This is a genomic window from Paraburkholderia lebeckiae (assembly GCF_050436225.1).
In the GTDB taxonomy this organism is placed as follows: domain Bacteria; phylum Pseudomonadota; class Gammaproteobacteria; order Burkholderiales; family Burkholderiaceae; genus Paraburkholderia; species Paraburkholderia tuberum.
In genome coordinates this window covers 3,298,352-3,322,202 of sequence record NZ_JBNDLU010000002.1, presented here as the reverse complement: position 1 = coordinate 3,322,202, position 23,851 = coordinate 3,298,352, and the positions used below count along the sequence as shown (strand labels likewise).

The 23,851-nt window shown below is 64.1% G+C and carries 27 protein-coding genes, 1 tRNA gene and 1 riboswitch; of the genes, 10 read left to right on the top strand and 18 right to left on the bottom strand.

Translation table 11 applies throughout. The features are described from left to right. Positions 1-147: 147 nt before the first annotated feature. A complete protein-coding gene (purM, locus tag OKW45_RS29910; RefSeq protein WP_018419492.1) occupies positions 148-1,215 on the top strand; it encodes a phosphoribosylformylglycinamidine cyclo-ligase in 1,068 nt (355 codons plus the stop codon). 127 nt (positions 1,216-1,342) lie between these two features. Here the strand turns inward: purM and miaA are convergent, their stop codons facing one another. Next, positions 1,343-2,284 (bottom strand): tRNA (adenosine(37)-N6)-dimethylallyltransferase MiaA, encoded by a 942-nt coding sequence (gene miaA / locus OKW45_RS29905; protein ID WP_429472722.1) that lies wholly within the window; start codon positions 2,282-2,284, stop codon positions 1,343-1,345. A gap of 47 nt (positions 2,285-2,331) precedes the next feature. Next, positions 2,332-4,437, bottom strand: coding sequence for a DNA mismatch repair endonuclease MutL (gene mutL, locus OKW45_RS29900; RefSeq protein ID WP_429472721.1), 2,106 nt, complete (start codon positions 4,435-4,437; stop codon positions 2,332-2,334). Positions 4,438-4,630: 193 nt separating this feature from the next. Here mutL and OKW45_RS29895 point away from each other — a divergent pair, with 193 nt between their 5' ends. Beyond that, positions 4,631-5,305, top strand: coding sequence for a VTT domain-containing protein (locus tag OKW45_RS29895; protein ID WP_429472720.1), 675 nt, complete (start codon positions 4,631-4,633; stop codon positions 5,303-5,305). Between the two features lie 120 nt (positions 5,306-5,425). On the opposite strand, the gene OKW45_RS29890 is transcribed toward OKW45_RS29895, so the two are convergent. Both OKW45_RS29890 and OKW45_RS29885 read right to left on the bottom strand, forming a co-directional pair. Then, positions 5,426-6,244, bottom strand: a complete 819-nt coding sequence (locus tag OKW45_RS29890; protein WP_184002283.1) for a mechanosensitive ion channel family protein — start codon at positions 6,242-6,244, stop codon at positions 5,426-5,428. 194 nt (positions 6,245-6,438) lie between these two features. Next, positions 6,439-6,813: a hypothetical protein gene (locus OKW45_RS29885; protein ID WP_018419497.1), complete on the bottom strand. Its 375-nt coding sequence runs from the start codon at positions 6,811-6,813 to the stop codon at positions 6,439-6,441. Positions 6,814-7,879: 1,066 nt separating this feature from the next. Between OKW45_RS29885 and OKW45_RS29880 the strand changes: the two genes are divergently transcribed. Further along, on the top strand, positions 7,880-8,203 hold the full coding sequence (locus OKW45_RS29880; protein ID WP_429472719.1) for a hypothetical protein: 324 nt from the start codon (positions 7,880-7,882) through the stop codon (positions 8,201-8,203). Here OKW45_RS29880 and OKW45_RS29875 read toward each other — a convergent pair. The 11 genes from OKW45_RS29875 to ydfG all read right to left on the bottom strand — a co-directional run bounded on the left by OKW45_RS29875 (position 8,196) and on the right by ydfG (position 16,847). Then, positions 8,196-9,338 carry a YncE family protein gene (locus OKW45_RS29875; RefSeq protein WP_429472718.1) on the bottom strand — a complete coding sequence of 381 codons (1,143 nt, stop codon included), beginning with the start codon at positions 9,336-9,338 and terminating at the stop codon, positions 8,196-8,198. The two genes, OKW45_RS29880 and OKW45_RS29875, sit on opposite strands and share 8 nt — an antisense overlap. Positions 9,339-9,565: 227 nt before the next feature. Further along, positions 9,566-9,751, bottom strand: coding sequence for a hypothetical protein (locus OKW45_RS29870; protein ID WP_429472717.1), 186 nt, complete (start codon positions 9,749-9,751; stop codon positions 9,566-9,568). Positions 9,752-10,079: 328 nt separating this feature from the next. Further along, positions 10,080-10,155 (bottom strand) — tRNA-Lys (locus OKW45_RS29865). Positions 10,156-10,339: 184 nt separating this feature from the next. Beyond that, positions 10,340-11,089: a tol-pal system protein YbgF gene (gene ybgF / locus OKW45_RS29860; RefSeq protein ID WP_184007500.1), complete on the bottom strand. Its 750-nt coding sequence runs from the start codon at positions 11,087-11,089 to the stop codon at positions 10,340-10,342. A gap of 20 nt (positions 11,090-11,109) precedes the next feature. Next, positions 11,110-11,616 (bottom strand): peptidoglycan-associated lipoprotein Pal, encoded by a 507-nt coding sequence (gene pal / locus OKW45_RS29855; protein WP_018419502.1) that lies wholly within the window; start codon positions 11,614-11,616, stop codon positions 11,110-11,112. A 32-nt stretch (positions 11,617-11,648) separates the two neighbouring features. Beyond that, a complete protein-coding gene (gene tolB, locus OKW45_RS29850) occupies positions 11,649-12,941 on the bottom strand; it encodes a Tol-Pal system beta propeller repeat protein TolB (protein WP_018419503.1) in 1,293 nt (430 codons plus the stop codon). 138 nt (positions 12,942-13,079) lie between these two features. Beyond that, complete coding sequence (gene tolA, locus OKW45_RS29845) at positions 13,080-14,117, bottom strand: cell envelope integrity protein TolA (protein ID WP_429472716.1); 1,038 nt, start codon at positions 14,115-14,117, stop codon at positions 13,080-13,082. Continuing rightward, positions 14,114-14,560, bottom strand: coding sequence for a protein TolR (gene tolR, locus OKW45_RS29840; RefSeq protein ID WP_026225609.1), 447 nt, complete (start codon positions 14,558-14,560; stop codon positions 14,114-14,116). The genes tolA and tolR overlap by 4 nt, the downstream gene beginning before the upstream one ends. 10 nt (positions 14,561-14,570) lie before the next feature. After that, positions 14,571-15,248 carry a protein TolQ gene (tolQ, locus tag OKW45_RS29835; protein ID WP_006047860.1) on the bottom strand — a complete coding sequence of 226 codons (678 nt, stop codon included), beginning with the start codon at positions 15,246-15,248 and terminating at the stop codon, positions 14,571-14,573. Between the two features lie 188 nt (positions 15,249-15,436). Then, positions 15,437-15,901 (bottom strand): tol-pal system-associated acyl-CoA thioesterase, encoded by a 465-nt coding sequence (gene ybgC, locus OKW45_RS29830; RefSeq protein ID WP_018419506.1) that lies wholly within the window; start codon positions 15,899-15,901, stop codon positions 15,437-15,439. A 199-nt stretch (positions 15,902-16,100) separates the two neighbouring features. Then, positions 16,101-16,847, bottom strand: a complete 747-nt coding sequence (gene ydfG, locus OKW45_RS29825; protein ID WP_018419507.1) for a bifunctional NADP-dependent 3-hydroxy acid dehydrogenase/3-hydroxypropionate dehydrogenase YdfG — start codon at positions 16,845-16,847, stop codon at positions 16,101-16,103. 247 nt (positions 16,848-17,094) lie between these two features. Further along, positions 17,095-17,221, top strand: a riboswitch (ZMP/ZTP riboswitch). 178 nt (positions 17,222-17,399) lie between these two features. On the opposite strand from ydfG, the gene glyA reads away from it, so the two are divergent. From glyA to OKW45_RS29790, 7 genes are all read left to right on the top strand, one after another. Then, the gene (glyA, locus tag OKW45_RS29820; protein WP_184007510.1) at positions 17,400-18,647 is read left to right on the top strand and encodes a serine hydroxymethyltransferase; all 1,248 of its coding nucleotides are present in this window, start codon (positions 17,400-17,402) and stop codon (positions 18,645-18,647) included. 3 nt (positions 18,648-18,650) lie between these two features. Next, entirely contained in the window at positions 18,651-19,133 is a 483-nt protein-coding gene (gene nrdR, locus OKW45_RS29815) for a transcriptional regulator NrdR (RefSeq protein ID WP_008919734.1), read from the top strand. A 213-nt stretch (positions 19,134-19,346) separates the two neighbouring features. Further along, positions 19,347-19,913, top strand: coding sequence for a GspH/FimT family pseudopilin (locus tag OKW45_RS29810; protein ID WP_429472715.1), 567 nt, complete (start codon positions 19,347-19,349; stop codon positions 19,911-19,913). Beyond that, the gene (locus OKW45_RS29805) at positions 19,910-20,359 is read left to right on the top strand and encodes a type IV pilus modification PilV family protein (protein ID WP_429472714.1); all 450 of its coding nucleotides are present in this window, start codon (positions 19,910-19,912) and stop codon (positions 20,357-20,359) included. Before OKW45_RS29810 ends, OKW45_RS29805 begins: the two co-directional genes overlap by 4 nt. Continuing rightward, entirely contained in the window at positions 20,356-21,162 is an 807-nt protein-coding gene (locus OKW45_RS29800) for a type IV pillus assembly protein (protein WP_018419511.1), read from the top strand. Before OKW45_RS29805 ends, OKW45_RS29800 begins: the two co-directional genes overlap by 4 nt. Before the next feature lie 128 nt (positions 21,163-21,290). Further along, a complete protein-coding gene (locus OKW45_RS29795) occupies positions 21,291-21,761 on the top strand; it encodes a pilus assembly PilX family protein (RefSeq protein ID WP_018419512.1) in 471 nt (156 codons plus the stop codon). Positions 21,762-21,783: 22 nt separating this feature from the next. Next, a complete protein-coding gene (locus OKW45_RS29790; RefSeq protein ID WP_018419513.1) occupies positions 21,784-22,215 on the top strand; it encodes a type IV pilin protein in 432 nt (143 codons plus the stop codon). Between the two features lie 79 nt (positions 22,216-22,294). On the opposite strand, the gene OKW45_RS29785 is transcribed toward OKW45_RS29790, so the two are convergent. From OKW45_RS29785 to OKW45_RS29775, 3 genes are all read right to left on the bottom strand, one after another. Continuing rightward, positions 22,295-22,810: a DUF3318 domain-containing protein gene (locus OKW45_RS29785; protein ID WP_018419514.1), complete on the bottom strand. Its 516-nt coding sequence runs from the start codon at positions 22,808-22,810 to the stop codon at positions 22,295-22,297. A gap of 57 nt (positions 22,811-22,867) precedes the next feature. Continuing rightward, positions 22,868-23,257, bottom strand: coding sequence for a phage holin family protein (locus OKW45_RS29780; RefSeq protein WP_429472713.1), 390 nt, complete (start codon positions 23,255-23,257; stop codon positions 22,868-22,870). A 131-nt stretch (positions 23,258-23,388) separates the two neighbouring features. Continuing rightward, positions 23,389-23,691, bottom strand: coding sequence for an ElaB/YgaM/YqjD family protein (locus OKW45_RS29775; protein WP_026225611.1), 303 nt, complete (start codon positions 23,689-23,691; stop codon positions 23,389-23,391). Positions 23,692-23,851 lie beyond the last annotated feature (160 nt).

Genomic DNA, 23,851 nt, shown 5'->3' with positions numbered 1-23,851 from the left:
CCCGGACCTCGGGGCCTGGACCGTTGCCAGGCGCTCAGTTGTCGTGAAGCGTGCTCGCCGGGTCGTGAGGCCGCGCGTCGCGTGAATTCCAGCCAGGGGGCCAGCATCGGGTAAAATCGCATTTTACCGACCTTCGAGCTTTTCCCCATGAATCAACCGAAATCCGCCGAGCATTCAACCGATTCGGCCCAAGGTTTGTCGTATCGCGACGCCGGCGTGGACATCGATGCGGGTGACGCGCTCGTCGACGCCATCAAGCCCTTTGCCAAGAAAACCCTGCGCGACGGCGTGCTGGGCGGCATCGGTGGATTCGGCGCGTTGTTCGAAGTGCCGAAGAAGTACAAGGAACCGGTGCTAGTGTCCGGCACCGACGGCGTCGGCACCAAGCTGCGTCTCGCGTTCCAGCTGAACAAGCACGACACGGTCGGCCAGGATCTGGTCGCGATGAGCGTCAACGACATCCTCGTGCAGGGCGCCGAGCCGCTGTTCTTCCTCGACTATTTCGCCTGCGGCAAGCTCGACGTCGGCACGGCGGCGACCGTCGTGAAGGGCATTGCGCACGGCTGCGAGCTGTCGGGCTGCGCGCTGATCGGCGGCGAAACCGCGGAAATGCCGGGCATGTACCCGGACGGCGAATACGATCTGGCTGGGTTCGCGGTCGGCGCGGTCGAAAAGAGCAAGATCATCGACGGCAGCAAGATCGCGTCGGGCGACGTGGTGCTCGGGCTCGCGTCGAGCGGCATCCATTCGAACGGCTTTTCGCTCGTGCGCAAGATCATCGAGCGTGCCAATCCCGATCTGAACGCGGATTTCGACGGCCGCACGCTCGCCGACGCGCTGATGGCGCCGACGCACATCTACGTGAAGCCGCTGCTCGCGCTGATGCAGCAGATCGAGGTCAAGGGTATGGCGCACATCACGGGCGGCGGGCTGGTCGAGAACATTCCGCGCGTGCTGCGCGAAGGCCTGACGGCCGAGCTCGACCATCGCGCGTGGCCGCTGCCGCCGCTGTTCTCGTGGCTGCAGAAGCACGGCGGCGTCGCCGATGCGGAGATGCATCGCGTGTTCAACTGCGGTATCGGTATGGCGGTGATCGTGTCCGCGGCGGATGCCGAAGCGGCGATCGGTCTGCTGTCCGCGGCGGGCGAGCAGGTCTGGAAGATCGGCACGGTCCGTGAGAGCGCAGCGGGTGAAGCGCAGACGGTCGTGGTCTAAAGGTGGACGAGGGCTCGCGTGGCGTGCCGCAATGGTGCGCCGCGCGGGCTTCGAATCCTTTGCTTCACATTTCCCGCTTCAAATTCCCGCTTTACGTCCCTCCGATTCCCTCACGCTGATCGGCGCCTCAAACCAGCGTTTCGATCAACTCCACCACCCGCGCCGTCGCGTGCGGATCGCAGCAATCCACCACCTGTCTTTCCGGCATGCTGCGCAACCACGTGAGCTGCCGCTTGCAGAGTTGCCGCGTCGCGAAGACGCCCTTGTCGCGCATGGTCCGATAGTCGACCGCGCCATCGAGGTATTCCCACACCTGCCGATACCCGACGCAGCGCATCGACGGCATCTCGGGCAGTAGATCGCCGCGCGCGCGCAGCTTCACCACTTCATCGACGAAACCGTGCGCGAGCATCGAATCGAAGCGCTGCTCGATGCGCGCGTGCAGCACGCCACGCTCGGACGGCTCCAGCGCGACCGGCACGAAGCGTGCCGATGCTGCGTCGTCGGTGCGCGCGGGCGCGGCGAGCAGCGTCGACATCGGCTGACCGGTCAGCATGAACACCTCCAGCGCGCGCTGGATGCGCTGCGAATCGTTCGGCGCGAGACGCGCGGCCGTGACCGGATCGAGCGCGCCGAGCCGCGCGTGAAGCGCCGGCCAGCCGTCGCGGGCGGCGTCGGCGTCGAGCCTCGCGCGTACTTCGGCATCGGCGGCGGGCAGGTCGTTGAGCCCCTGCGTGAGCGCCTTGTAGTACAGCATCGTGCCGCCGACCAACAGCGACAGCCGCCCGCGCGCATGAATTTCTCCGACGAGCCGCAGCGTATCGGCGCGAAACTGCGCGGCCGAGTACGAGTCGGCTGGATCGACGATATCGATCAGATGATGCGGCGCGACCGCGCGTTCTTCCGCGGTCGGCTTCGCGGTGCCGATGTCCATCCCGCGATAGACGAGCGCCGAGTCGACGCTGATGATTTCGACCGGCCGCCGCGCGGCGAGCGCGAGCGCGGCGGCGGTCTTGCCGGACGCTGTCGGGCCGAGCAGGCACGGGATGGGGGTAGGGCGTGACGTCATGGGCAAGCGGGCGCGCGGCGCAACGGTGTGATCGAAACGCAGCGGCGTTACTGCCCGCGCATGAACAGCCGATCGAGATCGGCCAGCGTCAGCTGATACCAGGTCGGACGCCCGTGGTTGCACTGATCGGCGCGCTCGGTCGCTTCCATCTGGCGCAACAGCGCGTTCATTTCGTCGAGCGTCAGACGCCGGTTCGCGCGCACCGCGTGATGGCACGCGAGCGTGCCGAGCAGTTCGTGCTGACGCTCGGTCAGCACGCGCGAGCCGCCGAATGCATGTAGGTCGGACAGCACCGCGCGCGCCAGCGCTTGCAGGTCGGCGTCCTTCAGCAACGCGGGGACCGCGCGGATCGCGAGCGTGGTCGGCGACAGCACCGCGAGGTCGAAGCCGAGCGCATCGAGCGTATCGCTCTCTTCCTCGACCGTGCCGATTTCGACCGGATCGGCCTGCATCGTCTGCGGGATCAGCAGCGGCTGCACGGCGATTGCGCGGTCGGCGAGCGCGCTCTTGAACTGCTCGTACAGGATGCGCTCGTGTGCCGCATGCATGTCGACGATCACGAGCCCTTGGCGGTTCTGTGCGAGCACGTAGATGCCGTGGATCTGGCCGAGCGCGAAGCCGAGCGGCTGGTCGTCGGTGGCGTCGAATGCGGGGGAAGCGGGGCGCGACGCGAACGGCGCTGCGTCGTATGGCGACGTCGTGTCGGTTGCGGAGTCGCGCGCTTCGAACAGCGACGCACCTTCGACCCGGCCGGCAAGCGGATCCTTGCGGCCGAACAGCGCGTCGTAACCGGCGAGCGGTTGCGCGACCGGCAGCGTGCCTTGCGTCATGCGTGCCTGGCGCATCCACGTGTTGCCAGGCTGCGAGGCGCCCGGGGCGCCGAAGCTGCTGAAGCCGCTGCCGCCGCCAAGGACGCCGCGGCTTCCCGCGCCGAAGCCCGCGCCGCTCGAAAGACCGGCGCCCGTTCCAATGCCGTCGCCTACGCCGCTTGTGACACCCGGCGGCGGCGAACCAGATGAAGCCGGTCCACCGGCCGACGGTTCCAGGTGCGCCGCATGCCCGCCCGCCGTCGTTTCAGGCGACGCGCCCGCGTGCCGCGCGAGCGCGCGCTGTACCGCATGGAACACGAACTGGTGGATCGAGCGCGAATCGCGGAAACGCACCTCGATTTTCGACGGATGTACGTTCACGTCGACGCCTTCGGGCGGCAGATCGAGGAACAGCACGTACGATGGATAACGCTCGCCGTGCAGCACGTCTTCATACGCGGCGCGCACCGCGTGCGTGAGCAGCTTGTCCCGCACGAAGCGGCCGTTGACGAAGAAATACTGCTGATCGGCGCGACCGCGGCTCGCGGTCGGCAGACCGGCGCAGCCGTAGATCGCAAGCGGACCGGCGGATTCGTCGAGCGGCAGATGGGCGGTCGCGAACGTCTCGCCGAGAATCTTCGCAACCCGCGCGGGCGGCTCGCTCGCGTTCCAGTGCTCGACGGCCTTGCCGTTGTGCAGCACCGAGATCGCGACGTCCGGCCGCGCGAGCGCGGCGCGGCGGATCTGTTCAAGACAGTGGCCGAGTTCGGTCTGTTCGCTTTTCAGGAATTTGCGGCGTGCCGGGGTGTTGAAGTACAGCTCGCGGACTTCGATCGTCGTGCCCTGGGTGCCGGCGGCGGGACTCAGCACGCCGGTTTCCGCGTCGATGCGCACCGCGTGCGGCACATCTGCGGTGCGGCTCGTGATGCTCATCTGCGCGACCGACGCGATCGACGCCAGCGCTTCGCCGCGGAACCCGAGCGTCGCGACCGCTTCGAGCTCGGCGAGCGAGCGGATCTTGCTGGTCGCATGGCGCGTCAGGGCGAGCACGAGTTCGTTCTCGGGGATGCCGCAGCCGTCGTCGGTGATCGAGATGCGTTTGACGCCGCCTTCGTCGAGCAGGATGCGCAGCGTCTGCGCGCCCGCGTCGAGCGCATTCTCGAGCAGCTCCTTGACTACCGACGCCGGCCGCTCGACCACTTCGCCGGCGGCGATCTGGCTGATCAATTGATCGGGTAGCGGCTGGATGGCGCGCAACGGACGCGGCGCGGGCGCCGCGCGAGAGGCGTCGGAAGGTGCGGCCGCGGCCGCGGTGCCCGCAGGCGTTTCGGAGAATTCGGACATGGCGAAATTATAGCGACTTGGCGCACCCCGCCGCGCAGACGCCCAACCAGCAGATTTTCATTCGACCCGAGGCACTTTCGGTATCATGTCGCGGTCAATTCGCAGCGGTCGGCTCGCCGCTTGCTGCCCTTGTTGCTGGGTCGCGCGGCGGCCGTTTTCCCTCTACGCACATACCGGTTTAAAAGGACGTTCCTTGGATACGCTGCTACATTTCGCCAATCTTGTCCTGCACATCGACAAGTTTCTCGGAGACTTCATTCACGTGTACGGTGTCTGGGTCTACGCGGTGCTGTTCGCGATCGTGTTCGCTGAAACGGGGCTCGTGGTGCTGCCGTTTCTGCCGGGCGATTCGCTGCTGTTCATCGGCGGCGCGTTCTGCGCGACCGGGCACATGCATCTCGGGCTGCTGATCCTGTTGCTGCTGGTGGCGGCGGTCTCGGGCAATACGACCAACTATCTGATCGGCCGCGCGATCGGACCGCGCGTGTTCAATACGCACATTCCGGTGCTCGAGCGCTTTCTCGATCGCGCCGCGCTGCAGAAGACTCACAACTTCTATGAAAAGCACGGCGGCAAGACGATCGTGCTCGCGCGTTTCATCCCGGTCGTGCGGACGTTTGCGCCGTTCGTCGCGGGCGCGTCGTCGATGACGTGGAGCCGCTTCCAGATGTTCAACGTTGTCGGCGCGCTGTCGTGGGTGCTGCTGCTGACACTGCTCGGCTATTTCTTCGGCAACATCCCGTTCATCCGTCAGTATCTGAACGTGATCGTGCTGGTCGGTATCGGCGCGGCGATCGTGCCGATCGTGCTCGGCGCGCTGTGGAAGATGCTGCGCAAGAATGGCGCGAACGCGAGTACGCGTGGATGACGAGTTGTTTGCGGTATTTCGGGCCTTGAAAACACGAAAGGCGTCGCGAATCTCGCGACGCCTTTTTTCATGCCGCCATGCCGACGACCCGTGTCGGGTGCGCGCGGAGGTTCGATCAGATCAATCGCGCGTGATCGCTCGCGGTGCGAGTGGCGTTTCCGGCGTCGGATAGCCGGCTTCCTTGAAGGTCTGAACGATCGCGCGATTGGTGTCGAAGTAGACCTGCCAGTAGTTCTGGTTGGACGAGTAAGGGCGCACGCACAGCAGCGGTCCTTCTGGCGTGAAGCTCAAGACCTCGATATCCGGCGCGGGGTTTTCGGCCACGTTCGGAATCTTCGCGACGGCGGCTTTCAAACGCGCGATCGCATCGGTCGGATCGACGCCATTGGCGATCTTCGCGGTCAGCTCGACGCGCCGGAACGGCAGCACGCTGTAGTTCGAGATCGTGTCGGAGAAGATCTTGTTGTTGCCGATGATGGTCGTCACGTTGTCCGGCGTCACGATCGTGGTGCCGAACAGGCCCAACTCCGTCACGGTGCCGGTGACGCCCGCGGCCATGACGAAATCGCCGACCTTGAACGGCCGCAGCACCTGCATGAACACGCCGGCCGCGAAGTGCGCGAGCAGGCCGCCCCACGCAGTACCGATCGCTAGGCCGAGGCCGGCGAGCAACGCGGCGAACGACGTCGTCTGCACACCGAAGATTTCCAGGATCGCGAGGACGAGCAGCAGGTTCAGCAACCCGGCGAGAATCGACGCGAGGTAGTGGGCGAGTGTCGGGTCGACCCGGCCGTTGCGTGCGAGCAGCTTGCGCGACAGGTTGGAGATCAGCCCGATGATCCAGCGGCCGACGAGCCACAGCACGATTGCGCCGACGACCTTGGTGCCGATGTCGATGCCACGGGTCATGATGAATGCACGTACGGTTTCGATATCCAAGATGTTTCCTCGTTACAGGTTGCCATCAACGGATTGAACGACGGTGGTGCCATGACCCACAACGCGCGGTCTTCGGGAGTTATAGCCGACGGCGCCCGCATGCGCAAGGACCGTTCCTGCACCGCTCGCGCGCGGCAATAAAGAGATGAAACATGGCGGGGCGTACGTGAATAGCCGGTCGGGGCGTGCCGGGTTCACATGCGCAGCCGCGATTCGGAGTACGGTGACGTCTGGATGACAACCGCGTTGTCCGGGGCGTTTTTCACGGCGCACCGGCGCCTCGACATCCGATGCCACGAGAACGCGATCACGATCGCTAGCGCATACGCGCCGGCACGCTGAAGAAACGACATCGGCAGCGCGAATTGTCCATAGCGGTTCTGCGCGTCGGCGAACACGACGAACGTCAACAAGCCGTCGAGCACGCACGCGGCCAGCGCGAGCACGATGAAAATCGCAGGGCCGCTCAACGCGGCACCCGACCCGAACCGGTTATACAGTCGACAGGCCATCGATACGATGGCGAACAAGGCGAGGTTCGACAGCAGATCGAACAGAAAGGTGGTCATTATCGGTTCAATGAAAAAGCAATACGCCGTGGGGTTGCCGGAACGTATGCTCGCGCAAGGTTCAGACATGCTCCGCTGATTCGGCGGCGATCATTGCATATCTTTTCATCTCGATAAATAACCAGAAAAAGCGAAGGTCGTATCGCTCTTTCTTTCGTTTGTTTTTTATGCAATCGGAATGTGAAAAGTCCTTTGCAAATTTATAGTACTGCGACGGTTTCCGTGCGCTGCACCTCAGAAGCGACAAGAAATGCCGATCTGCAACGTCGGATACCATCGATAAGGCGAGACCTTATCGCGCAGTTGCTGCAAGCCGGTGTTGATGATCTGCTGACTCATCTCGGGTCCCGCGCTCGCCGTTTTGTCGTCTCTTCTTTGTTGCTGTCTTTGTCGCGAACGCTCTAAGGCGTCGTGAAGCGATCATGCGAGCAGAGGGCGTAGACGGTCAGTGAGGTGGCGAACCATACGGTCAAGTGAATGGGTCGGAGTGCGCGACGATGTCGCCGCGTCGCCATTCAGTTCGAGCGACGGCAGATGTCAATCGCGGGCCCTTGGCGGGGAGCGCCGCCTCGCTTTGGGTGTGGCCGGTCGGTAAGGAAGCTTAGGGAACTGCGCATCGCCGATGACGCTTGCCCACGCCTTCATCCAGCAAGTGGCGAGCGTCTTTTCAGCTTCTGACTCAGCGCGCATAAGGCGGCTCGTGGCAAGACGCAAACGAGCCAACGCATATTCCTTGCGTGTGGATTCCCGACGACGCAAAAGCGAATGATTCCCTGCATGGCCGGCCACCGAAAAGACAGCGAGAAGCGTGGCAAATTAAATCGGGCCGCATTGCATCGTACCCGACGAACGACCGCGCGGCGCAAGCGACGGACTGCTGTCGAGTAAGGATTCGTTCCAGATCGGTGCGTCGTCGATCAATGGGGCGTTGCGTCGCAACACCTGCCACTGTCGCGAAAACGCCAAATCAACGTTGTTTAATTTTGACAAGTCGCGCCGTGCGTTTATCCGTGCGAGGATGAAATCGTCAATGTTCCTGACGTGAAGATCCAGTTACGGGGGCTCCATGAGTAGCATTCCGCTTATCTGGGCAGCGGTGCCGCATAACAGCGACGGTGTTGTCTTTCAGATCCGGCTTGGCCGCGGACTTCAGCGTTTTCACCTGTCGCGGCGCGTGTTCGAGGATGTGTTCGAGCTCGAACGAAAAGCGTCCGACGCGCGCCAACTCGAATTCTTCTACGTGCACGAGCAGCGCATCCTCGCGCGCGCCAGCGCAAAGCGTGGGACGGCCTGCTCGGCCACCGTTTCACTACGGGCCGCCGATTTCGGCGTGTCGAACGACAGCGAGCGCTGGGCGACGTCGAGCGGCGTCGCGCACGGCCTCATCTAGGCGAACCGATGTCTGATGCGCCGCCGCGATCAACGGGCGGCCGTGCGTCGATGCCGCGCGTGAGCGTGCCTTGAGCTGCGTCTCGAGCACTTCGAACGTGCCGGGGATGACCGTCGCGCGCGGATGAGCGCGGATGAGGATTGGCAGCCGTGGCCGGGTCGGCCGCGCCGAACTTCGACGACACCAGATAGATCCGGTGCTGCTGTTCATCGAGCGCGATCGTTTTCGCGCCTTCCAGCGTTGGCATGTTCTGCGCGACCGTGTAACGGTCCGCATTGTCTTCATGCACGATCGTCAGCGTGCCGTCCGCGCCGCTCGAACTGAACGCGAGCTTCAAGGCCGGATCGAAAGCCGCCGCGTCGGGGTGACCACCTATCAGCACCTCGGCCACGCGACGGCCCGACGTAGCATCGACGTTCATCATGCGGTGATTGGCGCAAACCGAAAACAGGCGCTCGCTCGCCGGATCGATCGCGAGTCCGGTCGGCGACTCGCACCGCGCGAGTGGCCAATGCGCCAGCACCGTCGAGGACCGACCGTCCATCTCGACGATCTCGGCGCGATCTTCCACATTGACGAACACGTGCCCGTGGCTGTCCGCCGCGAGCGCCTCCGGCTTGCCACCCACGCTCATCGTGGCGACCACCTTGCGCGTCGCGACGTCGATTGCGCTGACGCTGCCGTCGTGGCCATTGCTCACGAAGATGCGCCGCAAGGCCGGCACGTAGAGGATGCCGTCCAGATTGGGGCCCGCGGCCTTGATGCTGTCGACGACCTTGAGTGTGTCGAGATCGACGACGCTCACCGTATTGGCGCGGCCGTTGGTGACGAAGCCGAGCTTGAGGTCCTCCACGAACGCGAAGCCGTGCATGCCGTCGGTGTTGGCGATCTCGCCGACCGGTTTGCCGGTGCGCGTATCGATCACCTGCACGTGCCTGTCGCGGCTGATGAAGAGGTGCTGCCGAACTGCGTCGTACGCCACGTAATCCCAACGCTCGCCGCCTTCGAGGCCATAGCGTTTCGCGATTTCGAATTGATCGGCGTTGGCGCCCGTCGCCGCATGGACGTTCGACAGCGCGAGCAGGGAAGCGACGCTGCCGGCGATCAGTGTGGACAGGATTTGTTTCGGTTTCACGTCGAGTGGATTCAGACTAGTACTGCGTATAGATTGGGAGCATGGACTCCATTCCGTTGAGCGAATGACGTCTTGGGTACGGTGGGGCGTTAGCGGATCATCATTCGTGGTCGTCGAGTTTGAAGTCGACCCACAACTGCTCAGACAGCGTTTCGGTCACGGGGGCTGCATTGGTGCTCGTGGGCGTCGCGTTATAAGGCAGTGTGCCGCTCAGAGCGAACGCCGGGTCATAGGCTGTGCGCGAGACCAGCAGGTTGCCAGCCGTGTAGTTGCTGGCGGAAGTCGAGGGCGTCGTCGTCGTGGCCGGGGTGCTGCTCGTGGTGCCTTGTGCTCGTGTTTTGGGTGCTGCCGCCGCAGCCGTAGATGGCGGAGATCAGAAACGCGATCGGAAGCGCCTTCAGGGTGGTTTGCATTCTGTGTGTTTGAGTAGGGTGGGTGAAATTTTTTAAAAGTTGCAGCCGGTATTGCAAGTCGCGAGGCTACAAACCACCCGTGGCACAAACATGAATCGAAAATTACTAAAAAGATAAGAATGCGCTGCCGCGTTGGCGCGATGTCGTTGCGCGATGCCGGGTGTTTTTTGGCGGTGTTGGAGGGCGGAGGGCAGTGCCTGAACGGTAGGCTACATTGAGGCGGGCGGGAAGAGGCGGCTCGTTTACCGCGCGCGTACCTGTTTGCACACGCGGGCAAAGGAAAAAGAAAAGGGCCGACGTGCTTTCGCATGTCAGCCCTCGAATCTTTTGGTAGGCCGTACGGGATTCGAACCTGTGACCAACGGATTAAAAGTCCGCTGCTCTACCAGCTGAGCTAACGACCCAAAAGAGAAGCGAAATTATATCGGCGCACCAATGCCCTGTCAACTCTGCAAGACCATCGGCCCAAAATGCAAAGCCCGGGCATCACTACCCGGGCTTTCCAGCGAGAGGCGCGCGTGGTTATCAATTCGGACACTGCGCGTTACTGCCAACTACATCAAAACGTGATCAATCCAACACCACGATCTACTTGATCTGCGACAGCTTGTTCTGCGCCGACTGCGCGACGTCCGAGCCGGCGTATTGCGCGACGATCTGCTCGAGCGTTTTTTTCGCCGCGGCCTTCTGGCCTTGTTCGAGCTGATTGTTCGCGATCGCGAGCAGCGCTTCCGGTGCACGCGGATGCTGCGGATAGTTCTTCACGACACCTTGCCAAACCGCCGTCGAACCCTTGTAGTCGCGCAGCGCATACAGCGCGTTGCCGAGCCAGTATTGCGCGGTCGGCTGATAGGGGCTGTTCGGATATTTGGAGATGAAGCTGCGGAACGATGCCGCCGCGTTCTTGAAGTCGCCGCTGCGGAATTGCTGTGAAGCCGCGTTGAACGCATCTGTTTCACCCGGCTGCACCTCGCCCTGGACGCCGTCCACCGTCTGCTGCTGCGGCTCGAATTTCTTCAGGCGCGTGTCGAGATCGGTGTAGTAGTCCTTCTGCTGCTTTTGCAGCGTCGTGAGCTGGTTCGCCATGTCCTCGTTCTGTCCGCGCAGCGTCGCGACCTGCTGGTTGAGCTGGTCGAGACGGTTGGACTGATCGAGGATCGTGCGTTGCGCCGCCGATAGCTGGCTCGACAGACTATCGGTCTTCGAGCGCAGATCGAGAATGGCCTGGCGGGCCTGATCGTCGTCGAACATGCCCGCATGGGCGGGCACGGCCGTGAGGGCCGTGCCTGCGACGCAGGCCACTGCGGCAAACCGCAGCCAGGAGAAACGATGCGTCATTCGGCTCATCACCCGTTGACTTACTGTTGATATGCGAGGTCGGCGCGGCGGTTCTGTGCCCACGACGCTTCGTCATGACCCGTTGCCAGCGGCTTTTCCTTGCCGAGGCTCACGGCCTCCATTTGCGAATCCGACACGCCCATCAGCGACAGCGAACGACGCACGGCTTCAGCACGCTTCTGGCCGAGTGCGAGGTTGTATTCGCTGGTGCCGCGCTCGTCGGTGTTGCCCTGGATCAGCACGTGACGCTGCGGGTGGCTCTTCAGATATTGCGCGTGTTGTTGCAGCAGCGGTTGATAGTCATCCTTCACCGAGTAGCTGTCGAAGTCGAAGTAGATGCTGCGCTTCGCGAGCGGGCTGTTCGGATCGTTCAGCGGATCGACGTTGACCGTCGCGACGTCGTTCGGGTTCGGTTGGGCCGAGCCAGCGCCCTTGTTGGCGTTTTCGTCGAGCTTGACGCCCGAGTGACATGCGGCCAGTGCACCGACCATCACGACGGCGAATGCGAAACGAAGTTTGGACATCATTTGATTACTCTCCTTGTGTTATTGCATCAACGTTATTGCATAAACGGGCCCCAGGACGGCTCGCGTACGCTGCCCCCCTGAACGGACAGGACCTGCCGAGTGCGACCGTCGGTCGATACTGCGGCCAACACGCCACGGCCGTTCACCTGAGTGGCGTAAAGAATGTACTGACCGTTCGCCGCGAAGCTTGGCGATTCGTCATGTGTCGTGTCCGTCAGGCCCGTGGCGGTTCCGCCTTGCAGGTCCTGGATGTACAGCTTGAACGCACCGCCGACGCGCGAGATGTAGGCAAGCTCCTTGCCGTCAGGACTCACACGCGGGCTGGTGTTGTAGCTGCCCGTAAACGTGACGCGTTGCGCGCCGCCCGCGCTTTCACCTTGCGCCGGCATCTTGTAGATCTGCGGTGCGCCGCCGCGGTCGCTCGTGAAATAGATCCACTGACCGTCAGGAGAGTAGGTCGGCTCGGTGTCGATCGAGCTGCCTTGCGTCAGACGACGCAGACCGCTGCCGTCCGCGTTGACCGCGAAAATCTGCGTATTGCCGGTACGCGACAGCGCGACGGCGAGCGTGCGGCCATCCGGCGACCACGCCGGCGCACTGTTGTTGCCCTTCTGGTCCGATACGACGATGCGCCGGCCCGTGGGCAGGTCGTGGATATAGACGATCGGCTTCTTCTTCTCGAACGACACGTAAGCGACCTTGGTGCCGTCGGGCGACCAGGCCGGCGAGATGATCGGCTCGGGACTCGACAGCGCGATGTGCGCGTCCTGACCGTCCGAATCCGAGATCTGCAGCTGGTAGCGGTTGCCCGACTTGATCACATACGACAGGCGCGTGGCGAACACGCCGCGATTGCCCATGAGCTTGGCGTAAATGTAGTCCGCGACCTTGTGCGCGCTCATGCGCAGACCGCTTTCCGGGCTCACCAGCACGAGGCCGCCGAGGCTTTCGCCCTTGACCGTATCGTACAGCTTGAAGCGCACTTCGTACTGGCCGTTCGGCAGGCGGTTCACGCTGCCCGCGACGAACGCGTTGGCGCCCTTCGCCTTCCATGCGCCGAGGTCGACGGAATCGGTCTCGGACACCGGCGTCGAGCCTGCGTCGATATTCGTGAATTTGCCGCTGCGTTGCAGATCCTGACGCACGATCGTGCTGACCTGCTGCGGGGAGTTCGCTTCATTGGCGAAATTCGCCGTTGCGATCGGAAACTGAGTGGATCCGACGCCCGTCACGAGGACGTTGAGTTGTGCGTTGGCGGCGCCGCCGACGCCGATCAGGCACGTTGCCACGAGTGTTCGCAGGCCTAGCTTGGTCATCAAACTCATGCTGTATGGGTTCCTCAAAACGGTTTTACTTAATACTCGAAGACAGCAGACAGACCGGAAAACGGCTATTTCGTTCCCGCGCAACGCCGCGCCGGGTGGGGCGCGGCGTTGGCCGCCGGTCGGCTGTCAGCCTGCACATCAAGCCGCCGGACGCAGCGTGATAGTAAAGTAGTCCGGCGTCTTGCCATTGACGTCCCGAGGCATCGGATCGGAGGCTCTCACCGCCCGCAACGCGGCGGCGTCCCACGCGGCGTTGCCGCTGCTGTGGGTAATGTTTGCGCTCAACTGATTGCCGTCCGGCGAACAACGCACGGCGATCACGGTCTCGAGACCTTCCGTTTCGCCGCCCCAGTTCACATGCTGAAGCACCAGCCGTCGTACCTTGTCCGCGTAACCCGGCGATGCCGCCGTGCCGCCCGAGCCGCTACCCGTTCCGCTCTTGCCCAGTCCGTTGCTGCTCGAACTGCTGCCGCCCACGCCGCCAGCGAGACCCTGCATCTGCGCAAGCCGCGCGCGACGTTCGTTGTCGATCTGCTTTTTCGCCTGCGCGGCCGCATCGGCTTGCGCCTTGGCCTTCGCCGCTTTCTCCGCCTCGGCCTTCTTCTGCGCTTCTGCCTGAGCCTGCTTTTGCTGCTGCTCCTGCTGTTCTTTCAGTTGCTGTTGCTTCTGCTGCTCGGCGAGCTGCTGTTGCTTGAGCTTCTCGGCCTGCTGCTGTTGCTGCTGTTGCGCCTGCTGCTGCTTGAGCTTCGCGGCCTTCTGCGCCGCGAGCTGGGCCGCCTGTTCGGCCGCCAGTTGTTGCTGACGCTTCGCTTCCGCTTCCTGCTGCTCTTTCAGCTTCAACTGGCGCTGCTGTTCGGCCAGTTGGGCCGCGCGAGCCGCTTCCTGCTGCTGGCGCTTCTTTTCCTGCAGCGCGATGTCGGCCTGTTCGTCGCGCACGGGCGGAGCAGGGGCGACCGGCGCGGGCGGCGGCGTGACGACGGGACGCGGAATCGCGGAATCCGGCACCTCTGTCCACAGTTCCGCTTGCTCGCCCTCGGGCGTGCTGTTCTGCCATTGGATGCCGTGATACAGGAAGAATCCGAGCAGCGCATGCATCACCAGCGCGAACAGAAAAGCTCGCCCGGTGCCGCGTTCACGCGGCGGCTGAAGCGGGTATTCGGAGTTCTTGCGGATCATTGCGATTTGACGAGCAATCCGACGCGCTTGACGCCCCGAGCCTTCAGCTCGGACATCACGTTCATCACGACTTCGTACTTCACGGTTTTGTCGGCGGCGATCACGACGGGCTGATCGGGGTGCGATTGTGCCCGATCGGCGATGAAACCGTTGAGGCCAGCCTTCGTCATGTCTTCCTGCTGCTGCGTGCCGGAGTCGTCCTTGTACTTGACGCTCATGTTGCCGTCGGCGCGGATGTTGACGATTACGGGTGGCGTCTGCTGTTGGGGCGCCGCGCCGCCGACGGTCGGCAGATTGACGATCGACGGCGCGACGAGCGGCGCCGTGACCATGAAGATCACTAGCAGCACGAGCATCACGTCGATGTACGGCACGACGTTGATGTCGGCCATTGCGCGACGCGAGCGCGAGCCGCGCATGCTGGAGGAACGGGAGCCTGCCATCTTGGCCTCCTCAGTGTGCCTGGCGCTGCAGGATGTTCGAGAACTCTTCGATGAAGGTTTCGAAACGGATCGCCAGACGGTCGATGTCGTGCGCGTAGCGGTTGTAGGCGACCACGGCCGGAATCGCGGCGAACAGGCCGATCGCGGTGGCGGTCAAGGCCTCGGCGATGCCCGGCGCGACGTTCGCGAGCGTGGCCTGCTGCACATTGGCGAGGCCGCGGAACGCATTCATGATCCCCCACACCGTGCCGAACAGACCGATATACGGGCTGACCGAACCGACCGACGCGAGGAACGCGAGATTCGCTTCGAGCACGTCCATTTCGCGCTGGAACGCCGCGCGCATCGCGCGCCGGGCGCCGTCGAGAATCGCGCCCGGATCGTTCAGGCGCTTCTCTTTGCCCTTCAGGAATTCACGCATACCGGACTCGAAAATCCGCTCGAGCGCGCCGATCGTGTGACGGTTGTTCGCGGCGCTCTGATACAGGGCCTGCAGGTCGCCGCCCGACCAGAAATCACGCTCGAAGCGTTCAGTTTGCGCGCGCGCCCGGCGAATCGCAAACCACTTGCGAAAGATGAAAGTCCAGGAGAGTAGCGACAGCAACAGCAGCAGAGCCATGACGGCCTGGGCCAGCAGGCTCGCGTTGAGTACAAGTGAAACGATCGACAGATCTTGTGTAGTGTTCATAAAGGTTCGTTTTAACGTCCCGGGAAGGGGGCGTCCGGCTGCAAGGCCGCTTCAAGCTTGCCGTGGGCAAAACGGAAGCTTCGGCGATATCGAAGCCGAACCATGCTTTGTGTTACCTGACCGGTATGAGTTCACTGGCCCCGTAACAACGAGGCTCAGGTATCGTCCGTTGACATGCCCGCCGCCGTTCAGTCCGCGCTCTCGCCAGGGCCCGGCCCGTGCCGCAGCGCGGCGAGAACCGCGGGCGGGATTGCGGCTGGCCGCAGCGTCGCGCGGTCCACACAGCCAACCCTGACCGAACCGGTGGCAAGCAGCGTGCCTTCGCGCCATGCTTCCTGCACGAAGTCTACCGAAGCTCGGCCAAGACGCTCGATCCGGCTGACAATTTTCACGATGTCGTCGAGCCGGGCCGGAGCCCGGTAATCGACCGCGGTACTGCGCACGATGAAAATCGCGTCGTTTTCTTCCGCAAGCCGATGCTGGTCGACGCCGCACGCGCGCAGCCATTCGGTGCGAGCGCGTTCGAAAAATTTCAGGTAATTGGCGTAAAACACGATGCCGCCGGCGTCGGTATCTTCGTAGTACACGCGGATGGGCCACGTATAGCCGATTTCCGTGCCTGGCTGGCTGGTCGACATATTCATGCGGCGCATTCTACCGGAACGCACAACCCGGGGTCTGTTTCGAAGTGTGAGTTGCTTGTGGCGGGCGTCGGCGGCGATAGGAGCCGGCTTTGCCGGCCGCGCCGGGACTGGCGGAGCGGCTATCGACGTGCCGCAGGAAAAAGCCAGCACGATGATGGGCGGCGGCGCGACCGATGGTAGCGGCGGCCGCCGCCGCCCGCCTTCAAACTCAGCCGCGATGCACGGACAGACCGGCGAACGACTGCGCGACCGGCATCAGCTCGATGGTGTTGATGTTGACGTGGGCTGGGCGCGTGGCGATCCAGTAGATGGAATCGGCGATGTCTTCGGCCGTCAGCGGTTGCACGTTTTCGTAGACCTTGGCGGCCTTGTCGTCGTCGCCGCGATAACGCACGTTCGAGAATTCGGTGCCGCCGCACAGACCCGGCTCGATGTCGGTCACGCGCAGCGCGGTGCCGGCGAGCTCGGCGCGCAGGTTCAGGCTGAACTGGCGCACGAACGCCTTGGTCGCGCCGTACACGTTGCCGCCCGCGTACGGCCAGCGGCCCGCCACCGAACCCAGATTGAAGATATGCCCGCGGTTGCGCTCGACCATGCCGGGCAACAGCGCATGCGTAACCTGCACGAGGCCCGTGCAATTGGTCTCGATCATGGTGTTCCATTCATCGAGACTTGCCTTGTGAGCCGGCTCGGTGCCGAGCGCGAGGCCGGCGTTGTTGACGAGCACGTCGAGCGCGGCGAAGTCCGCCGGCAGCGAGGCGGGCACGGCTTCGACGGCGGCGCGATCGCGCACGTCGAGCTCGTACGGCAGCAGCGCGTCGCCGAGCTCGTCGGCGAGTGCTTGCAGACGGTCCTTGCGGCGTGCAGTGGCGACGACACGATGGCCGCCCTTGACGAACGAGCGGGCGATGGCGGCGCCGAATCCGGCCGACGCTCCTGTGACAAACACGATCATTGCAGTTCCCTGGTCGGTAAGAGACAAAGGCCCAAAGCGTACTTCCAATGCCACGCTGCGGCAAGGATGCACGAGCCGGATCGGCGGCTGCCGCGGCGGCGCGCAACGGGTGCGCGGCGCGACCGGCGAGCTTTCCTCAGATGGTTGCGCGGCGGGGCCGCCGGACCGTCCGGAGGCCCCGCCAGGGGCCGCCGGAGCATCCGCAAGTCGGTTGCCTATTCGGGTCTCTTCCAATACACTAACGCGCTCGACCCTGCGTGACTGGCGATAGAACCGAGTCGTCCGACTCAGCCGATTCAACCAATCGGGTTCAAGGTGGAACAACCCACCGTGAAGCGCAGGGTGCCGTTTTGCCGTTCGCCTGGGCAGCCGTGAACCGCGCGCATTAATCTGCGCTGACGGTGGCTGGCCTGCCTCGCGCATGCGGCGACTCTCCACTCGCCACGTCAGGGCAAGCCTCGCCGCCCACAGCGCTGCGTACCCCGCTGTGTACCCTCTACGCAGGATTCGGCGCACGATCCGGTCAACCTGAAAACACTCAACGGAACCCGTATGTTTGACAGAGCCCAAAGCACCATCGCCAACGTCGATCCTGAACTCTGGAAGGTCATCGAGCAGGAAAACCGCCGTCAGGAAGAGCACATCGAACTGATCGCGTCGGAAAACTACACGAGCCCGGCCGTGATGGCCGCGCAAGGCTCGCAACTCACGAACAAGTACGCCGAAGGGTATCCGGGCAAGCGCTACTACGGCGGCTGTGAATACGTCGACGTTGCCGAGCAGCTGGCAATCGACCGCGTGAAGCAGCTGTTCGGCGCCGAAGCCGCGAACGTGCAGCCGAACTCGGGCTCGCAGGCGAACCAGGGCGTGTTCTTCGCCATGCTCAAGCCGGGCGACACGATCATGGGCATGAGCCTTGCGCACGGCGGCCACCTCACGCACGGATCGCCGGTCAACATGTCGGGCAAGTGGTTCAACGTGGTCAGCTACGGCCTGAACGAAGCCGAAGACATCGACTACGACGCCGCCGAGAAGCTCGCGCAAGAACACAAGCCGAAGCTGATCGTAGCGGGCGCGTCCGCGTTCGCGCTGCGCATCGATTTCGAACGCATGTCGAAGATCGCGAAGTCGGTCGGCGCCTATTTCATGGTCGACATGGCGCACTACGCCGGTCTCGTCGCCGCGGGCGTTTATCCGAACCCGGTGCCGCACGCGGATTTCGTCACCACTACCACGCACAAGAGCCTGCGCGGCCCGCGCGGCGGCGTGATCCTGATGAAGGCCGAGTTCGAGAAGCCGATCAACTCGGCGATTTTCCCGGGCATCCAGGGCGGTCCGTTGATGCACGTGATCGCCGCGAAGGCCGTCGCGTTCAAGGAAGCGCTTTCGCCGGAATTCAAGGCGTATCAGCAGCAGGTCGTCGAGAACGCGCGTGTGCTTGCTGAAACGCTGGTCAAGCGCGGTCTGCGCATCGTGTCGGGTCGCACCGAAAGCCACGTGATGCTGGTCGACCTGCGCGCGAAGAAGATCACTGGCAAGGCCGCGGAAGCGGCACTCGGCTCGGCACACATCACTGTCAACAAGAACGCGATCCCGAACGATCCGGAAAAGCCGTTCGTGACCTCGGGTATCCGCCTCGGTTCTCCGGCCATGACCACGCGCGGCTTCGGCGTGAAGGAAGCCGAGCAGGTCGGCAACCTGATCGCCGACGTGCTGGACAACCCGGAAGATGCCGCGACGGTCGAGCGCGTGAAGGCTCAGGTCGCCGATCTGACCAAGCGCTTTCCGGTTTACGGCTAAACCATGCATTGCCCCTTCTGCCGCCACGCCGATACGCAAGTCGTCGACTCGCGCGTATCCGAAGACGGCGCGACGATCCGCCGGCGCCGCCGCTGCCCGGCCTGCGACAAGCGTTTCACGACGTATGAGCGGGTCGAGCTGGCGTTGCCGTCGGTCGTCAAGAAGGACGGCACGCGCACGGAATTCGATCGCCGCAAGATCGTCGCGAGCATGCAACTGGCGCTGCGCAAGCGCCCGGTTGCGGTGGACGCGATCGAAGCGGCTGTCGCCCGTATCGAGTATCAGCTGCTCGGCAGCGGCGAGCGAGAGGTGCGTAGCGAGCGCCTCGGCGAACTCGTGATGAACGAGTTGCGCGCGCTCGACACGATCGCTTACGTCCGTTTCGCTTCCGTGTACCGGCGCTTCGAAGACGTCTCCGAATTCGAGGACGTGATCGAGGAATTCCGCCGCGCCTCTTCCCCGCCCAAGCCTTCCCGCAAGCGCTGAGCGCACGCGTTTCGCAGCTGAGCTGCGGTCATGCGCATCCATCGCCTCGCGCATTTCGCGCTTTTTTTCACGCATCGCTTCTCCCGCCTCCGTGATCGATCGTCACGTGCATTGTTGCGCCCGCTAACGTCTGAATGCCACCTGGCCGTTCGGACGATGGTCGGCGCGCTCGCAAATCGCTAGATTGGCTGCATCCGTTCGTAACGCTCAGGGATGCAGATGAAATTCAAGGGGATTTACCGGCCATCGCGCGCCGGTTTCACACTCGTCGAAACGCTGGCGGTGACAGCGCTCGTGATGCTGATGGCCGTGATGGCGGTGCCGTCGTTCGCCGCATGGCATATGCGCGATCAGGTCGACGCGCGCGCGAAGGCGCTGCTGTCCACGTTCGCCTACGCCCGCAGCGAGGCGCTGCGGCGCGGTGCGCGCATCACGGTGTGCCGCGTCGATGCAGCGCGCGTCTGTCTCGTGTCGGGCCAAGCCTGCGCCGGCGGCATCGCCGATTGGGCCTGCGGCTGGGCCGTATTCGCCGAACGTGGCGGCAAGCCGTCGTTGTTGCGCGCGCAGCCGGCGCTCGCGGCGGTGAGCATCACCGGCGTGCAGACGGATATGACGTTCACGCCGCCGGCTGGGCAACTGATCGGCGCGTTTCGAAGTTTTGATATCGCGCCGCGAAGCCCATCGAAATCGATGCAGGGGAACCCGTGGCGGCGCTGTATCAGTGTCGCTGCAGGAGGTCGCGCGCGGATCTCGGAGGGCGCGTGCGGAGCGACGTCATGAGACAGCCCGCATTCAAGACCGGTTTGCGTGTGCACGCATCGACATGTAATGGCAGCTCGTTGATCGAGGTGATGCTGGCGGTCGCGTTGGTCGCGGTGAGCGCGCTGGGTTTGATCGCGGTTCAGGTGTGGACCGCACGCGAAGCGCGCGCGATGACGCTGCGCGAGAGCGCCGCGTGGATAGCCGACTCGATTGCCGAAGCGACGCGCACGCCTTCCACGGGCGATGTCGCGCTCAATCAATGGCGCACCTGGGCGAGCGTTCTGCTGCCGCACGGCGACGCATCGATTGGCGAGAGCGGCGCGGTCGCGGCGGCGCGCGTGACGTGGGCGTCCGTGCGGGACCGGCCCGCTTTGGGCGATGCGAGCGCCGAGCCGGCGGAGCCTTGCGGCGACGTCGATGCACCGGCTGGATCGTCGTGTGTCGCGTTGGCGTTCGCGAAATGAAGCGGCCGCATTGCCCACTCGGTCATACGCTAATCGAATTCCTGATCGCGATGGCACTCGGGTTGATCGTGATCGCGGGCGCCGTGTCCCTTTACACGGCGCAGCGCAACGCGTTCGTGCAGGCGAGCAACGCGACCCGGATTCGCGAAGCGGGCTTGACCGCGCTGATGCTGATCGGCCAGCAATTGCAGATGGCCGGCTTCGTTCCTGCCAATATCATTGGCTACAACGCGGCGCCTGCGCTATTCGGCTGCTCGGGCGGTCGTCCGACCGGCGCCGACGATAGCCTCGCTTGCACCACGTTGAGCACCGGCTCCGATGGCGTCGCGATCCGTTACGTCGCAGACGTCGTATCGACATGGCCATCGTCGAGCGGTCAGGTCACCGACTGTGTCGGACAAGCCGTCAAAAGCAGCGACGCGGTCCTTGGCGATGAGGGCGCGCCGGTGGTCAATCGCTACTTCGCCAACGTCAGCGGCTCGACGGGCGAGCCGGAGCTTTACTGCGTGGGCAGCGGCAATGCGGGGTCCGCGCAGCCGCTGGTCGAAGGCGTCGAGCGCGTGCGGTTGCGCTACTGGCTGGACGGCGCGGCGAATGCGGTGACTGCGTCGGCCGTGGCGGCGGATCAATGGGCGAACGTCGTTGCGGTCGATGTCTGCGTGCTGGTGCGCGGCGCGCCGCAAGGACAGCGTTCGAAGTACATCGACTGCGATGGCGTGAGTACACTCGGTACCGACTTGCGGCCTCGACAGGTGTTTTCCCGCCGAGTTGCGCTGCGTAATCGCGCGGAGGTGTCGTCGTGATGGATCGCGACACAGCAACGCAACGCGGCCGCGCGTACGACATATGCGGCGGGCCAGGCGGAACAGCGAAACAATTAGGCAGGCAAAATTGTCGGGGCGGTGCCCGACGGGCACATCAACGCGGCGTCGTGCTAGCCATCGTGCTGTTGATCTCGGCCATGATGCTCGCCACGTCCGCGATATGGTTCGAAACATCGCTCGCGGCCGCTCGCGCGGCGACCAATGTGCGCGACTATCTGCAGGCTTTCCACGCGGCGGATTCGGCGCTGAGCTTGTGCGAGCGCAACGTGCTATCGGCAAGTGGCGACGCGCCCGATGCACCGCTCATATTCGGCGAGCCGACTCAATGGAGGCTTGAAACCGCGTTCGACGCAGGCGCCATCACGCCTGTGGCGCAATGGCCGGGATCATCGCGCGCGCCGCAATGCCTGATCGAGCCTTGGCGTCTCGCGAGTCGACCCAACGCCAGCGCTTATCTGCTGACCGCGCGCGGCTTCGGGCGGAGCAGCGAGTCGCAGGTCTGGTTGCAGATGGAGGTCGTGACCGAAGATGGCGCGATCGAACGTCATTGGCGGAGCGTTGCAGCAAGACCATTCTGAAGAACGCACCGACTGGACACGTATGAAAAGGCCGAACACATCCGCATTCACGCTGCTCGAACTCGTGATCGCGCTCGCGATTGCCGCCACGCTCGCCGCGTTTGCGATTCCTTCGTATCGCAGCCACATTGCGCGCACGCATCGCATCGATGCGGCGTCGGCGTTATATCGGGCTGCGCAATTCGTCGAGGCCGCGGCGAGCGATGGGGCGCCGGCCTTGCCACCGGGTATCGATCAGGCGCCGCAGTTCGGCGCCCCGGTGTATCGAGTGCGCGTGCTGCCCGCGGACGATACGAACGGCGGCTATTCGATCGAAGCGGCGCCCGCGGAAGCGGGCCCGATGCGCGACGACCCGTGCGGCACGTTCACGCTAGATGCGACGGGTCAGCGAGGCAATAGAAACGATGCGAGCGGCGCGACGCCCACAAGCAGCGAATGCTGGAATACCAGTTAGCGGGTGATTGAAGGCCGACACGCGCAACCTTGCGAGCGGGAGGTCCGATAGATCGCTGCCACCCGCAGCGGCCACGACCTCAATAGCCGCTTCGCATCGAATCGTCCTGCGTCGCCGCCGACTGCGCCGTAGCGGAAGCCGCCGCGGCCGCCCGCGCCGCCGCCGACTCGTTCTTCATCTGTTGCCAGATCCGGAACGCTTCCCACGCGCCGAGCGCAAGGCTGCCCCACTTGAGCGCGGGTTTCGCGCTCGCGACGACCGTCGCGCGCAGCGGTTTGGCGAGCAACAGCGAAGCGATCGAGCTGATGAGCGGGTACTGCTTGAGCAACGCGCCGATCGTGCCCGCGTTGAGCACGCTCGCCTTTGGCCCTTTACCGACGCGCACGCCGCCGAAGCCGGGGATCACGAACCTGAGCCAGCTGAAATGCGTGACGGCCTGGCGCAGTTCGAAGGTGGCCTGTGCGAGCTCGACGCGCTCGACGTCCGCGCGCACGAGCAGCAATTCCTTGCGCAGCGCCCGCAGATGCGGCGCGCTCAGATCCTTCGACGGATGGCGCTTGTTACGAAAGGCGGTATCAGGACGGGAGGGGCTCATGGCGTGTCGGCGGCAGTGAGGGTGAGGCGATGGATCGGATGCAGACGAACTTTCCCATCAGTCGCGGCTGCGAAACGCTTCGCGATCCTTTTCGAACTCCGCGATGGTCGCTTCGAATACCATCGGCGCGTTGCGCAAACCGCTGCGCGCCTTCAGCGCACAGGCGAGCCCGGCAATCGCGTAGACCGCGGTGATGCCGGCAAGCGCCTGCCATCGGTAGGTGTCCCAGAAGGCAATGGCGACGAGTGCGGTCAACGCGATCAAGGCCATCGTGGCGAGCATCATCGCGGCAAGACCGAGAAACAGCACGCCGAGCAGGCGGTCTTTTTCTTCGGCGAGTTCGATGCCCGCCAGTTCGAGCCGCGTCTGCAGGATCGCAAACACGGAACTGAGAATGCGGCGCAACGGGCTGCGTTCTGCGCGCTGCGAGTGTGTTTCGGTCGTCATGGCTGTGGGCGTTGCGCGTGAGGGCCTGGCCGGCGCGCGCGCGCCAGCAGAAGCGGACCGGCGAGGCTCGCGCCGGTCCGCCCGTGTCGCCGGTGCGCCGGACATGCCTGCTCCGGCGGCCTCACCGGCCTTTACTTGCGATTGATCAGCAAACCGACCACCACGCCGATGCCCGCGGCGATGCCGATCGACGCCCACGGATGCTCGTGCACGTAGTCGTCGGTGGCGCGGGCGGCCTTCTTGCCTTTTTCGACGACCACGACCTGAACGTCGGCTGCCTTTTCTTTCGCCTGCTTCAGGCGCGTCAGCGCGGTTTCGCGCAGTTCCGACGCGCGTTCGCCGGTAGCGCTCGCGGCCTGTTTCAGCAGGTCTTCAGCGTCCGCGAGGACGGTTTTGATATCCGACATCAATCTCTCCTTGTTGACTTCCGACATTGACAGCTCCCTTTGTCTCACGCTACGCGTAAATCGTAACCAAAGAAACGGTCGCTGGCGAGCATAGTGCCGGTTGCATGCCGCAGCCGCACGATCCGTTCCCGGCAGCGTGTGGCGTCCAGACACCCGTTTGAGGGCACTCTGTTCCAGCCCGGTATCG

What these genes read in the sequence shown, in the direction of transcription:
- ybgF (WP_184007500.1), bottom strand. Translation starts at nt 11,089, where the DNA reads ATGACGCATCGTTTCTCCTGGCTGCGGTTTGCCGCAGTGGCCTGCGTC.
- purM (WP_018419492.1), top strand. Translation starts at nt 148, where the DNA reads ATGAATCAACCGAAATCCGCCGAGCATTCAACCGATTCGGCCCAAGGT.
- OKW45_RS29870 (WP_429472717.1), bottom strand. Translation starts at nt 9,751, where the DNA reads ATGCAAACCACCCTGAAGGCGCTTCCGATCGCGTTTCTGATCTCCGCC.
- nrdR (WP_008919734.1), top strand. Translation starts at nt 18,651, where the DNA reads ATGCATTGCCCCTTCTGCCGCCACGCCGATACGCAAGTCGTCGACTCG.
- tolQ (WP_006047860.1), bottom strand. Translation starts at nt 15,248, where the DNA reads ATGAACACTACACAAGATCTGTCGATCGTTTCACTTGTACTCAACGCG.
- OKW45_RS29810 (WP_429472715.1), top strand. Translation starts at nt 19,347, where the DNA reads ATGCAGATGAAATTCAAGGGGATTTACCGGCCATCGCGCGCCGGTTTC.
- OKW45_RS29880 (WP_429472719.1), top strand. Translation starts at nt 7,880, where the DNA reads ATGAGTAGCATTCCGCTTATCTGGGCAGCGGTGCCGCATAACAGCGAC.
- ydfG (WP_018419507.1), bottom strand. Translation starts at nt 16,847, where the DNA reads ATGATCGTGTTTGTCACAGGAGCGTCGGCCGGATTCGGCGCCGCCATC.
- miaA (WP_429472722.1), bottom strand. Translation starts at nt 2,284, where the DNA reads ATGACGTCACGCCCTACCCCCATCCCGTGCCTGCTCGGCCCGACAGCG.
- OKW45_RS29800 (WP_018419511.1), top strand. Translation starts at nt 20,356, where the DNA reads ATGAAGCGGCCGCATTGCCCACTCGGTCATACGCTAATCGAATTCCTG.
- ybgC (WP_018419506.1), bottom strand. Translation starts at nt 15,901, where the DNA reads ATGCGCCGCATGAATATGTCGACCAGCCAGCCAGGCACGGAAATCGGC.
- mutL (WP_429472721.1), bottom strand. Translation starts at nt 4,437, where the DNA reads ATGTCCGAATTCTCCGAAACGCCTGCGGGCACCGCGGCCGCGGCCGCA.
- OKW45_RS29780 (WP_429472713.1), bottom strand. Translation starts at nt 23,257, where the DNA reads ATGACGACCGAAACACACTCGCAGCGCGCAGAACGCAGCCCGTTGCGC.
- tolA (WP_429472716.1), bottom strand. Translation starts at nt 14,117, where the DNA reads ATGATCCGCAAGAACTCCGAATACCCGCTTCAGCCGCCGCGTGAACGC.
- OKW45_RS29790 (WP_018419513.1), top strand. Translation starts at nt 21,784, where the DNA reads ATGAAAAGGCCGAACACATCCGCATTCACGCTGCTCGAACTCGTGATC.
- tolR (WP_026225609.1), bottom strand. Translation starts at nt 14,560, where the DNA reads ATGGCAGGCTCCCGTTCCTCCAGCATGCGCGGCTCGCGCTCGCGTCGC.
- pal (WP_018419502.1), bottom strand. Translation starts at nt 11,616, where the DNA reads ATGATGTCCAAACTTCGTTTCGCATTCGCCGTCGTGATGGTCGGTGCA.
- OKW45_RS29805 (WP_429472714.1), top strand. Translation starts at nt 19,910, where the DNA reads ATGAGACAGCCCGCATTCAAGACCGGTTTGCGTGTGCACGCATCGACA.
- OKW45_RS29775 (WP_026225611.1), bottom strand. Translation starts at nt 23,691, where the DNA reads ATGTCGGAAGTCAACAAGGAGAGATTGATGTCGGATATCAAAACCGTC.
- OKW45_RS29785 (WP_018419514.1), bottom strand. Translation starts at nt 22,810, where the DNA reads ATGAGCCCCTCCCGTCCTGATACCGCCTTTCGTAACAAGCGCCATCCG.
- tolB (WP_018419503.1), bottom strand. Translation starts at nt 12,941, where the DNA reads ATGAGTTTGATGACCAAGCTAGGCCTGCGAACACTCGTGGCAACGTGC.
- glyA (WP_184007510.1), top strand. Translation starts at nt 17,400, where the DNA reads ATGTTTGACAGAGCCCAAAGCACCATCGCCAACGTCGATCCTGAACTC.
- OKW45_RS29885 (WP_018419497.1), bottom strand. Translation starts at nt 6,813, where the DNA reads ATGACCACCTTTCTGTTCGATCTGCTGTCGAACCTCGCCTTGTTCGCC.